Here is an 11,851-nt window from a genome sequence, read left to right as displayed (position 1 = left end):
CCTTACAGTTTCACGCCCGAGAAGGACATGAAGGCCATTGCCATCAGTCCTGCGGTGATGAAGGTGATACCCAGTCCTTGCAGACCGTCGGGAATGTCCGAGTATTTCAGCTTTTCCCGAACACCCGCCATCGCGGTAATCGCCAGTGCCCAGCCAAAGCCCGAAGACAGGCCATAAGTCGCGGCCTCGGCAAAGTTATAGTCACGTTCCACCATGAACAACGAACCACCCAGAATGGCGCAGTTCACGGTAATCAGTGGCAGGAAGATCCCCAGCGCGTTGTAGAGCGGCGGGAAGTACTTATCGAGGATCATCTCCAGGATCTGCACCATCGCCGCGATTACGCCGATATACGAGATCAGGCCAAGGAAGGTCAGGTCCACATCCGGGAACCCGGCCCAGGACAGCGCGCCTGGCTTCAGCAGGTAGTTCAGCAGCAGGTTATTGGTGGGCACTGTGATGGCCTGAACCAGCATCACTGAAATCCCAAGACCAAGCGCCGTCGAAATCTTCTTGGACACGGCGATGAAGGTACACATCCCCAGAAAGAAGCTGAGTGCGAGGTTTTCGACAAAGATGGCCTTTACGGCTAGTGAGATCAGACCTTCCATCAGTGGGCCTCTACCTGCTGGATTTTGTATTCACGTTCTTCCACCTGGTTCGGCTTCCATGTGCGGAAGGCCCAGATGATCAGACCGATGATGAAGAACGCCGAAGGCGGCAGCAGCAGCATGCCGTTTGGTACATACCAGCCACCATTGTTGACTGTTTGCAGAATGGTTACGCCGAACAGCGACCCTGCTCCAAACAGCTCGCGAATGAAACCGACCAGCAGCAGGATCAGGCCATAGCCCATGCCATTGCCCATACCGTCGATGAAAGACGCGACCGGCGGGTTCTTCATCGCAAACGCCTCGGCCCGGCCCATCACGATACAGTTGGTGATGATAAGGCCCACGAACACGGACAGGGTTTTCGAAATCTCAAACGCGTAGGCCTTGAGGATCTGATCCACCAGGATCACCAGCGAAGCGATAATCACCATCTGAACGATGATCCGGATCGAACCTGGGATCTGGTTGCGCAGGCAAGAGATGAAGAAGGATGAGAACGAGGTCACGAAGATCACCGCCAGCGCCATCACCATCGACACCTGCAGCGAAGAGGTCACCGCCAGAGCCGAACAGATACCCAGCACCTGAAGTGTAATCGGGTTGTTGTCGACAAGCGGGTCGACCAGCATTTCTTTCTTGGTCTGGGACATCAAATCTCTCCTGCTTGCAGTTTGGCCAGGAACGGAGCATAGCCCGCATCACCCATCCAGAACTTAACCAGATTGTCGACACCGACCGAGGTCAGTGTGGCACCAGCCAGCGCGTCGACGTAAAAGTCAGGCCCAGCCGCAGGCTGCGATTTCGACACGGTGATCTGTAAATCACCATTGTCGTCGCGCAGCTTTTTGCCGTTCCACAACGCCCTCCAGCGCGGGTTGTCCACTTCGGCGCCAAGGCCCGGCGTTTCACCGTGCTGATAGAACTGCAAACCGAAGATGTCGTTGCCGTTGTTTTCCAGCGCTATGAAGCCAAAGAGGGTCGACCAAAGGCCGTAGCCGTGCAGCGGCAGTACTACCTTGTCCAAACCACCAGATTCGTCGCGGAGCAGATAGATCACCCGGTATTTGGACTTGCGACCAATGCCCGCCGGATCATCGTCCAGCGCGACGCTCAACTCGGGATCGCTGGCAGCGGCGATATCATCAAACGTGGCGGCGTCGAACTGATCGTCAACGAACTCACCTGTCGACAACTCAAGCACATGCGGCTCGAACGCGGCGAAGGCTTCGGTCACGTCAATGCCAGGCTCGTAGACACCTGCGACCTGCAAAACGTTGACCTGCTTGTCCTTCAGACGGTTGACCTCCTGCACGGGGCGCAGGCTGACAGCAGCTGCGGAAACGACCATCGACGCTACCAGACAGACCGCCACCGCGATGAAGATCGTCTTGCCGACCGAGTCCGGCGAGGCCGCCAGAAACTTGGCAATCATGCCCTTGGGTTCTTGAGGTTGCGGATCAGACATGGCGACGCGCCCTCCGTTTGATGTTGGCCTGCACGACGAAATAGTCGATCAGCGGTGCAAAGACGTTGCCGAACAGGATGGCCAGCATCATGCCTTCGGGGAAGGCCGGGTTGATCACACGGATCATCACAACCATGACACCGATCAGCGCACCATAGATATAGCGACCCAGATTGGTGTGGCTGGCGGATACAGGCTCGGTGACCATAAAAGCCAGACCAAAGGCGTAACCGCCGATGACAACATGCCAGTACCACGGCATCGCAAACATCGGATTGGTGTCCGATCCGATCAGGTTCAGCAATAGGGTAAAGCCAATCGTGCCTGCCAGACATCCAACGATCAGGCGGTAGTTGGCGATCCGCGTCATCAGCAGAAAGGCCAGGCCGATCATGATGGCCAGCGTCGAGGTCTCGCCAAAACTGCCCTGAATAGTGCCGAAGAAGGCGTTCCACCAGGTGATCCCATCGGTGGCCAGCGCCTCATATCCCTTTGAGGCGGAAACCGATAACGCAGTTGCGCCCGAAAACCCGTCGACCGGGGTCCAAACGGTGTCACCCGACATGTTCGCCGGATAGGCAAAGTACAGGAAGGCACGCCCGACAAGCGCGGGATTGAGGAAGTTCTTGCCGGTGCCGCCAAAAACCTCTTTGCCGATGACCACACCGAAGATGATGCCCAACGCCACCTGCCAAAGCGGTGCCGAAGCGGGCATGATCAGGGTGTAAAGCATTGACGTAACAAGGAAACCTTCGTTCACTTCGTGACCACGCACGGTCGCGAAAATGACCTCGAAAATACCACCGGCAACCAGCGTCACGATGTAGATCGGCAGGAAGTACATCAGCCCGTGCATGACGCATGCAAAGACACTGTCGGGGTTCAGCGAAATGCCAAACGTCTGCAATATCGCAATCCGCCAGCCCGTCGCTGAATCCGGCCCTAGCGCAGCTATAGCCGAGTTCGCCTGATAGCCGGTGTTGTACATCCCCCACAGAATGCAGGGGATCGTCGCGATCACGACATAGGTCATGATCCGCTTCATATCGACGTAAGACCGAGCGTGCGGTGCAGCAGTGGTTACGGTTTTCGGAGTGTAAATGAAGCTTTCCACCATCTCGTAGATGGGAAAATATTTCTCGTACTTGCCGCCTTTGGTAAAGTTCGGCTCAATCCGATCAAAGAAGTTGCGCAAACCCATTCGGATCAGCCCTCCTTTTCAATTTTGTTCAGGCAGTCGCGCAGCGCCAGCCCGTATTCATATTTTGCCGGACAGGCAAAACCCACAAGGCCCATGTCCTCTTCGTCCAGTTCCAGCGCGCCCAGAGCCTGTGCAGTATCGGTATCCATGACCAGCAGCGCCCGCAGCAGCTGTGTCGGCAGATAGTCCTGCGGCATCAGCTGCTCGAACGTACCCGTTGGAACCATCGCGCGACGCCCGCCGTTCAGGTTCGAAGTGAACGCAAACAGTTTCTTGGCAAAGGCCGAGCCCAGAACCGGTTGCACCGCGTATTTGGACGGCATCGGAAGAATCCAGCCTAGCGTATGCTGGTCGGGATCTTCGCGAATGATCGCAACCTGACGCGCGAAACGACCAAGATAGGCTGTCGGACCTTCGGCCTGTGTACCGGACAGGATCGAACCCGAGATGATCCGCGCGGTTCCGTCAACCGATACTTCATCCCGCGTCAGATCATCGGTCGAGGCCCCCATGACGGTGCGGATCAGGCGCGGTTGACGCGCGCCCGGACCAGCAAGCGCGATCACGACATTCGGATCCAGATGACCGGTCTGCACCAGCCGACCGATGGCGATCACATCCTGATAGCCGATCGTCCAAACCTGCTTGTCACCGGCAAGCGGTTCCAGAAAATGGATATGCGTCCCAGCCAAACCCGCTGGATGCGGCCCCGAGAAGGATGCGGCCTCGACCCCCTGCACGTCAGAGCCCGGAACCGAAGCTCCTTCGCCGTGGCACAGATACGTCTTCCCATCCGTCAGATGGGTTATGGCGGCCAAACCCGCGGCAAAAGCATCGGCCGCATCGGCAATGATCAGCGCGGCATCACCGGCCAGGGGATCTGTATCTATCGCCGTCACGAAGATTGCAGCTGGTTTGCTGCCGGGTTGCGGCAATTTCGAATATGGCCGCGTGCGGAATGCGGTCCACAGACCGGCCGCGCAAAGTTTGGCCGTCACGCCTTCGGCGCTTGTTGCGTCACCAATTGCGGAAAAGTCCACGCCGGTGTCATTCGCGTCAGAAACCTCGATGACAACGCTTTGCAAAACCCGACGGGCGCCTCGGTTTATGGCCACGACCTTGCCGCTCAGCGGGGCGACCATCATCGCCTCAGGGGCATCCTTGTGGCAGAACAGCGGCGTACCGCGCTGCACGTCCTCGCCTTCCTGCACCAGCATTTTGGGTTTGAGACCGATGTAATCGCCGCCCAGCACACCAACGGTTGAAAACTCTGGTCCGGGGTGGATTTTTTGTTCGGGCGCGCCCTCAACCGGCAGGTCCAGCCCTTTTTTCAGTTTGAAAGTTTGCATGTCGCTACGTTCTTCCAAGCCTCTTTCTTGCGCCTCATGTTTCCTGCCGTCACCCGACGATCCGAAACAGTGCGAATGATCAAACCCGGCACCGACGAAACCGTCAGTAGCCAGCAAGAATCCGCGGGCGTTATTCCGATCACGGCCCCTTTACGCGGGGATGACCGCAAACGCAAACCCGTTACCGCCTAAATTTCTACGTCATTACCATATTCTGACCCGGGTGCGCCATCTGGGCATCTAAAAAAGCCACTATTTTGCCTGTCGCACCTGATGTGCAACCGGTGTAAGCACAGAAAATGACCAGCACCGATGACATGGAACTTTTTCTGATCGCCACTCCGGGACTCGAAGCGCCCTTGCTCGCCGAAGCTGTCGAGCATGGGTTTGAGTCCGCCCGCGCCGTCGCCGGCGGTGTGTCATGCCGCGGAAACTGGGCCGAGGTCTGGCGCGCAAATCTGGTTTTGCGGGGCGCCAACAAGGTTCTGGTACGGATGGGCATTTTCCCGGCGGTTCATCTGGCGCAATTGGACAAACGTGCGCGCAAGTTTCCGTGGTCCGATTTTCTACGCCCGGATATTCCCGTAAAGGTCGAGGCGACCAGTCGCAAATCCAGAATCTATCACGCCGGGGCCGCGCGTCAGCGCATAGAGCGTGCAATGGCGGAAACGTTGGGTGCGCCCATTCAGTCCGACGCCAGCCTCCGCGTTCTGCTGCGAATCGAAAAAGACATCTGCACCTTCTCGGTCGACAGCTCGGGCGAGCCCCTGCACAAACGCGGCCACAAGGCTGTAGTTGCCAAGGCCCCGATGCGGGAAACGATGGCGGCAATGTTTCTACGAGATTGCGGGTTCGATGGATCCGAACCGGTTCTGGACCCGATGTGTGGATCGGGAACCTTCGTCATAGAGGCCGCCGAAATCGCGTTGGGGCTGCTTCCAGGCCGAACCCGACGTTTCGCGTTTCAGGATTTGGCGGGATTCGACGACCCCGCCTGGCAGGAGATGCGCGGCAGCGCGCAGGTGGCGGAGTGCGACCTGGTATTCAGTGGCTCGGACAGAAATACCGGAGCGGTCGAGGCCGCATCGACCAATGCCAAGCGCGCGGGCGTCGCGCCCGTCACGCGGTTCCAACACCGCGCCGTCAGCGACATCAAGCCGCCACCCGGCCCTGCTGGTCTGGTGATCGTGAATCCGCCCTATGGTGCACGCATTGGTGACGAAAAGCGGCTGCGATCATTGTATGGCAGTCTTGGCAAGACGTTGATGACACGGTTCAAAGGGTGGCGCGCCGGGATCGTGACCAGCAATGCGGCACTCGCGCGGGCGACCCGCCTGCCTCTTCTACCACCGGGGCCGGTCGTGGACCATGGCGGAACGAAGATACGGCTCTATCGTACTGATCCACTCTCTTAGACGATCGAAGTCAGTTCATCCGTTTCCGGATGTGTCGCGCTGGGGGCGATTTGACCGTTTGACCCTGACGGTGCTGTAAGCATGCATCGCAAGTGTTGGCCGAGGTGATACCATGATCCAGAGCGCCAATATCAGAGGGATCGAGGCGATGCTGGCAAAAGCCGCTTGATACGACAGTGTGCTGACCAGCGCGCCAGCTATGATAGGACCGGCGATTTTACCTGCGTTACGAATTGCGCCGATACTGCCGAAGGCCAACCCCAGATGCTGCGCCGGTGTTGCCGTCGCCACCAGCGACAACGTAGCCGGCCCAAACGCGCCCTGACCGGCACCAACCAGAAACGCAACCGCAAACATGACGGCGGGTGTCGGCCCCGCCCCTGAAAGAAGCAGAAGGCCCGCCGACAGGGTGGCCAGCCCCAGCAAAAGCGGAACCCCGGGGCGGGTGCGATCGGCCAGCCTCCCCATGGGCGGGCGCAACATGGCGTTTGTGGCTTCTTGAACTGCAAGAAACGTACCGATCTCGATTGGCTGATGTCCGGCGATCAGGGCCATAACGGGCAAAAAGGCTTTGACCGCATAGATCGCGATGTACGTGGTGCCTTCGATCACCGCCAGAACAAACAGCGGTCGGCTGGACAGCACGACCTGAACAGCCCCGGTCAGCGACCAGTTCGACGGTGTCGCAGCCGGCCCAGTATCCCTGACATAGATCGTCGGCAGGAATGCAAGCGCTGCCAAAAAGCAGGTGCTGGCATAGATCACTTCGGGCGCGGCAAAGGTAAGGGCGACCCCCCCGATCAATGGGCCGAGGATATAGGAGAAGGTCCGCGCCAATCCGAACCAGCCGAAGGCCTCGGCAGAGTGCTTGTGCCGCCATGATGCGACATAGGCCATAGTCACAGGACCATAGATCGCGGTCGCAAGCCCGTGCACGATCCTCAGTGCAAACAGGTCGGTTGGGTTCTCGACAAACAAATAGAAGGCAGGAACCAGCGTAAACAGCGCGGTCCCCAAGATTAGCCATATCCTTCTGCCACGATAGTCGGACAGCAGCCCGAACAGCGGCTTTAGAAACAAACCCGTTGCCGTCGAAACCGACACGATTGCGCCCAAAAGCAGCGGTGTCGCGCCCAGCCCATGGGCAAAGACCGGCAGCACGGGGGCTTTGCCGATTTGATAGCTTGTCCGGACGACGAAATCAGCAAGAAACAAGGCCAGCAGCGAGGACGTGCCGGTCGCCCTCTGCGCGTTTGCGGAGGCCAGGTCCGCCTTACTCATCTCCATAGCGTCTCAGGTGCGAGACCGAGGTGGGCCGGAAAAGCTTGCGCCTTGCAAACAGGAAAGCAAAACCCGCCACCGCAAGCAGGATCGCCACTAACAGAAACAACGCCATGAAAAGCAGGCCAACAAAGGCGCCGACTAGAAACACCGCAACCAGCGCTGCAATGCCCGGCGACACGGCACCAAGAACACCGACGCGAACGCGTGGTCGCACCGGTGTGCTTTGTTCAAACCGCGTAATCTGACGACGATCGGTCAACAGGATTTCCCCGCTTTGATCATGTCGCCCAGCTCTTGCCCGGCCCAGCATTTCAAAGCCGATTTCAGCGTCCGCTTCAGATGGCCGGTCACAAAGATCGACACTTTCTTGTTGTCCGGGTCGTCGGTTTCGATCTCGATCTCGCAGCAGGCAGAATTGTTGCATGTTGGCGTATATTTCACGGTCAGGTCCAGACAGGACCCGGATTTCACCGTCGCCGGGAACGGGTTACTGACGATCTTGAAGTTCAGACATTTCTGATCGCAGCGATCTTTGCGCGGTTCGTACTTGTCGTCACAGTCGTCGCAACCACAGTCGCATCCGCAGCCTTCACCGCAATGCGCCAGTTCCTCGCACTTCGTTGGCGGCTTGAACGCAACTTTGGTGACGTGAAGATCACAATCTCCTGTATTGCAGATCGCAAAGGTGGTCAGGGTGTGAGTGCCGAGCTCGACCCCTCCGAAACATCCCGTTCCGGTGATCGTCAGCTTGCCACTTGGCGCAAATCCCGTCAGATCGATCGATGTCGGGCTTGCCGGATCGTCGCTTACGACAGTAATCGTGGTCGATTTTGCACCAAACGAGGTGGGCTGGAACCGTATCTGCACAGGCACCGCCGCGCCCGGGGCAATCACCAGCGGGAAGATCAGAACCTGCGGCACGATGAATTCGCCCGAACTCGAGGTTATCGAAGAAATCGTCAGCGGGCATTTTCCACTGTTGGACAGGACCAATGGCTTGTCGCTTATATGATCGACACAGACATTGCCAAAATCGCCGTCATCGGCAAAGGACAACACCAGCCTCGGCGGCGGAGCGTTGCCACGAACGTCCATTTGCGCCGGGCTGTCCAGATCATTGCTGCTGACAAGAATGCTTGCCGCGTCGCTGCCAAAGCCCGAAGGTTCATAGCGCAACGGCAAGGTTACACTTGCGCCGGGCGCTACCTTCAGCGGGAAAGACACCGTGTTGGGAACAAAGAACTCTGGCGCTGAGGATCCGATGCCGCTGACCAGCAGCGGACATTGGCCCGAGTTGTTTATGACAAGCCCCTGATCGCGGAACTTGCCAACGCAAACATCGCCAAAGTCGCCATCGTCAGCGATCGACAGTTCGGCGTTCGCGGTTCCACCTGTCCCGCTTGCCAGCAGATCAACCGTTGGTGACTCGGCGTCATTGGACGCGATCCGAATGGTCGCCAGATCATCTGCACCAGGTGCCGAAGGCGTATAAGTCAGGGTGAAATCGACCTCACCGCCCGGAGCAATCGACAATGGCGTTGAAGGAAACGCTTCGACACTAAATGCTGTAGAGCCGAGGATGCGCTGCACGCTTTTGATGATCAAATCGGCCGTGCCGACATTGAAAACCTGCAACGTCAGCGAGACCGGACCTTCGCAGACCGTGCCGAATTCAAACCGGTCTTGCAGATTCACGGCAATCACCGGGCCTTGCGGCTTGGCAAATTCAAAGACACCACGCCCGTAGGTCGCCGCCCGCAAAACGTTCGAGCCGCGTCCAATCACGATGTCCGTCACCGGCGCATTCGGGAAATGCAGATCGTCCATCACATACCAGGTGTTACCCCGGTCTACAGACCGCAAAACCCCCAGATCGCACCCTGCATAAAGGGTCGAGGGTGTCTCATCCCCATCCAATGCAATCGCGCCGAAAGGCACGTTCACAGCCGGCGAGATATCGGCCCATTGGGTGCCGCCAATCGTTGTTCGGAACACATGCCCCGGTGAAGCCGCTGATGCGAACCCGCCCAGCACGCAAAAGATCGCCGTTTCATCATTTGGGTCAAAAGCCGAGCGTGTGACGTTCCGGCCTGGCAAGTTTCGCGTAATATTCGCGAAGGTCACGCCGTTTGGCAATCCAACCGTTGCTGCCAGCGCATTGGTCGACACAAAGACCTGCCCTCCCGCCGAGATGACAACATTGTTGCCATTTGTTGGCGAGACGGCGATGCGCGGCGTAATGAATCCAGACGCAATCGGGAAGATTGTGCGCCAGGTCGTCCCGCCATCAAGGCTTTGCCAGATGTTGGCGTTGCTCGCCACGTAAAAGACGCCGTCATTGCCTGGATCAGCGGCAAGGCTTGCCAGATAGAACGCGTCTTCGGCGCTGCCTGCGGCCCAGGGTGTCACGTCACCCGTGCTGCCACCGTCATCAGTGGACCGAACAACACGCGTTGCGGGATTGCTGCTGTTACGGGTCAGCAGCAACCGGTCTGCGGTCAGCCCGTCATAGACGATGTCCCAACCGTCCGCACCGCCGATAGATGTCCAACCCAGAGGCCCATTCGTGCGCTTGTGACCGTTATCCTGGAACCCCGCGACGGTCACATCCCCGGCAGCTCCGGGCTTGATGTCCATGTTGTAGATCAGCGTCGTCTGGAACCCGCCCGAGTTTAACGCTGTCCAAGTCCCGCCATCGTCCGTAGACCGAAAAATACCGCCATCATTGCCACAATAAATCGTCGTCGTGGCCGGTGCCGGTGGCTGAAAGAACCCCCAGGCATGTGTGTCAGCATGAAGGCCGTTGGAGATGTTGGTGAAATTCGTGCCGGAATCATCCGAGCGCACTTGATTTTGGGTTCCCCAGAACAGGATGTCATTTGCCCCGTCACCGGGTGAGGCCGGATCGATCGCGAGCGTCATGCAATACCCGGCAAAGGTCGTGGCTGCCGCTGCGCCGCCTGCGGCCTGCTGGGTCCATGTCGCGCCCTGATCGGTACTCATGAACAGGCCGATCGGGTCCGGGGTCGAACCCCTATTGGCATGTGCGATGACCGCATAAATCACCTGAATGCCGCCCGCTGCCGGTGGCGATGTTGCAGGTGCCAGACGCGCAAGCACCTGACCCATTACAACCCCGCCGCCCAGAACAGCAGCGACGGCAGGTGTGGCAGTCGTCATTACGGGGGCCCAATTCGCACCGCCGTCAGTGGACTGCGAAACGCCCTGCCCGCTCATCCCTGCGTAAAGAATACGCGCACCGGCTGGCGAGGTTGTATCAAGCTCCAGTGACCGCGCATCCAAACCGGCAGTACCGGTGCCACGGACCCAATTCTGGCCGGCGTCGTTCGAGACCCAAACGCCAGTGCTTGTCGCCGCATAGACGATCTGAGAGTTCGCCGGATCCACGATTATGGAATTGACATTACGGTTCGCAAAGTCGTCCGCGTTTCCGTCATTGCCCACGGGATAACCCGAGCCCAGCAATATCCAACTGGATCCGCCATCCAAAGACTTGAAGATTCCGACCCGTTGCTGAACCGAAACCGCACCTCGTGTACTGGTTCCAACGTATAAAACATCGGTGTCACCAGGATCGATCGCAATGCAATTGGGCTCGCCTATTGCAAGACAAAGCTCTTCGTCGAATAGCGCCAGCCAATTTGCGCCTCCGTCGCCGGTTTTCCAGACGCCACCGTCCGCAGTACCGATATATACAATATCCGGATCGCTGGGATGGGTCGCGATGGATGTGACAAGACCGTTGTCTTCGCGGCCGCCTGTAATCGGGCTGGGTCCGATGGGTTTCCAAACTGTTCCGGGGATCATTTTTCACCTCCCGTATCGCTGTCAGATTCGTCGGTCGGTGCGGGAGGTATAAAGGCCGGCTTCCCGCGGATCGCACCGGGGAGTTTCTGAAACTGTTCAACAGCCCGCGCATAAGCTTGAGACGAGGGGTCCTCACCGCCTTCCAGCCGGTGCTTCAAGAATGCCTCATGAACGTCCAGATTTTCGGGGCCTTCACCCAGCGGTTCTTCGCCACCCCCGCCGCCATATCCGCCGCCGCTACCGCCGCCGGATCCGCCAGAGCCCTTTTTCATGGGTTTACGTGGTTTTGCCTTCGTCGTCTTTTCTTTCGCCATGGTCGGACGCTCCTCGGATGGTGAGGGTCCCGGTTCCAATCGGCAGATGATCTAACGGCCTGGCCTTCGGGTCAGGCTTGCAAGACTGGTACAAAAACAACCTGAGTACGCCCTTGTACGAGGGCGCATTTGACAGACTCTGCCATTCACAGACTTGAGCTTTCGGAACTGGGTACAGACTCAATAAATTAAGTTAAATATTGGGGCGAAGTGTACCAGTTCGCCCTGATTCCGTCAAACGCATGGCTTTCCGGTAGCGCTGCAGGGGTCGTTTGAGCAAATCGTAGGGCGAATTAGTATTCAAAGATACCGACGGCACAATTTGAAGAACCAACCCTGACGCCCTCTGCTCCAATTTTGGGAAACGCTGCGATACGCCTT

General features: G+C 58.2%; 10 protein-coding genes. 1 reads left to right on the top strand and 9 read right to left on the bottom strand.

The genetic code is table 11. The annotated features are described in order from the left end of the window. Window positions 1-2: 2 nt before the first annotated feature. The 5 genes from nqrE to ACR0LX_RS10295 are packed head-to-tail and all read right to left on the bottom strand — an operon-like array spanning window position 3 to window position 4,629. Window positions 3-611 (bottom strand): NADH:ubiquinone reductase (Na(+)-transporting) subunit E, encoded by a 609-nt coding sequence (gene nqrE / locus ACR0LX_RS10315; protein WP_480574092.1) that lies wholly within the window; start codon window positions 609-611, stop codon window positions 3-5. Then, window positions 611-1,264 carry an NADH:ubiquinone reductase (Na(+)-transporting) subunit D gene (locus tag ACR0LX_RS10310; RefSeq protein WP_170710614.1) on the bottom strand — a complete coding sequence of 218 codons (654 nt, stop codon included), beginning with the start codon at window positions 1,262-1,264 and terminating at the stop codon, window positions 611-613. The genes nqrE and ACR0LX_RS10310 overlap by 1 nt, the downstream gene beginning before the upstream one ends. After that, the gene (locus ACR0LX_RS10305; protein WP_480574095.1) at window positions 1,264-2,079 is read right to left on the bottom strand and encodes a Na(+)-translocating NADH-quinone reductase subunit C; all 816 of its coding nucleotides are present in this window, start codon (window positions 2,077-2,079) and stop codon (window positions 1,264-1,266) included. Before ACR0LX_RS10305 ends, ACR0LX_RS10310 begins: the two co-directional genes overlap by 1 nt. Continuing rightward, complete coding sequence (locus ACR0LX_RS10300) at window positions 2,072-3,280, bottom strand: NADH:ubiquinone reductase (Na(+)-transporting) subunit B (protein ID WP_480783642.1); 1,209 nt, start codon at window positions 3,278-3,280, stop codon at window positions 2,072-2,074. Before ACR0LX_RS10300 ends, ACR0LX_RS10305 begins: the two co-directional genes overlap by 8 nt. Window positions 3,281-3,285: 5 nt before the next feature. Next, window positions 3,286-4,629 (bottom strand): Na(+)-translocating NADH-quinone reductase subunit A, encoded by a 1,344-nt coding sequence (locus ACR0LX_RS10295; protein WP_480783641.1) that lies wholly within the window; start codon window positions 4,627-4,629, stop codon window positions 3,286-3,288. A 299-nt stretch (window positions 4,630-4,928) separates the two neighbouring features. Between ACR0LX_RS10295 and ACR0LX_RS10290 the strand changes: the two genes are divergently transcribed. Then, entirely contained in the window at window positions 4,929-6,044 is a 1,116-nt protein-coding gene (locus ACR0LX_RS10290; protein WP_480783640.1) for a THUMP domain-containing class I SAM-dependent RNA methyltransferase, read from the top strand. A gap of 15 nt (window positions 6,045-6,059) precedes the next feature. Here ACR0LX_RS10290 and ACR0LX_RS10285 read toward each other — a convergent pair whose 3' ends face one another. The 4 genes from ACR0LX_RS10285 to ACR0LX_RS10270 are packed head-to-tail and all read right to left on the bottom strand — an operon-like array spanning window position 6,060 to window position 11,470. Next, complete coding sequence (locus ACR0LX_RS10285) at window positions 6,060-7,325, bottom strand: MFS transporter (protein ID WP_480783639.1); 1,266 nt, start codon at window positions 7,323-7,325, stop codon at window positions 6,060-6,062. After that, window positions 7,318-7,587 carry a hypothetical protein gene (locus ACR0LX_RS10280; protein WP_480783638.1) on the bottom strand — a complete coding sequence of 90 codons (270 nt, stop codon included), beginning with the start codon at window positions 7,585-7,587 and terminating at the stop codon, window positions 7,318-7,320. Before ACR0LX_RS10280 ends, ACR0LX_RS10285 begins: the two co-directional genes overlap by 8 nt. Next, window positions 7,584-11,156 (bottom strand): choice-of-anchor D domain-containing protein, encoded by a 3,573-nt coding sequence (locus ACR0LX_RS10275; RefSeq protein ID WP_480783637.1) that lies wholly within the window; start codon window positions 11,154-11,156, stop codon window positions 7,584-7,586. Before ACR0LX_RS10275 ends, ACR0LX_RS10280 begins: the two co-directional genes overlap by 4 nt. Continuing rightward, window positions 11,153-11,470 carry a hypothetical protein gene (locus ACR0LX_RS10270; RefSeq protein ID WP_480783636.1) on the bottom strand — a complete coding sequence of 106 codons (318 nt, stop codon included), beginning with the start codon at window positions 11,468-11,470 and terminating at the stop codon, window positions 11,153-11,155. Before ACR0LX_RS10270 ends, ACR0LX_RS10275 begins: the two co-directional genes overlap by 4 nt. Between the last annotated feature and the right edge of the window lie 381 nt (window positions 11,471-11,851).

This window comes from Ruegeria sp. CH11, from assembly GCF_056537105.1.
This window is presented reverse-complemented; position numbering and strand designations above follow the sequence as displayed.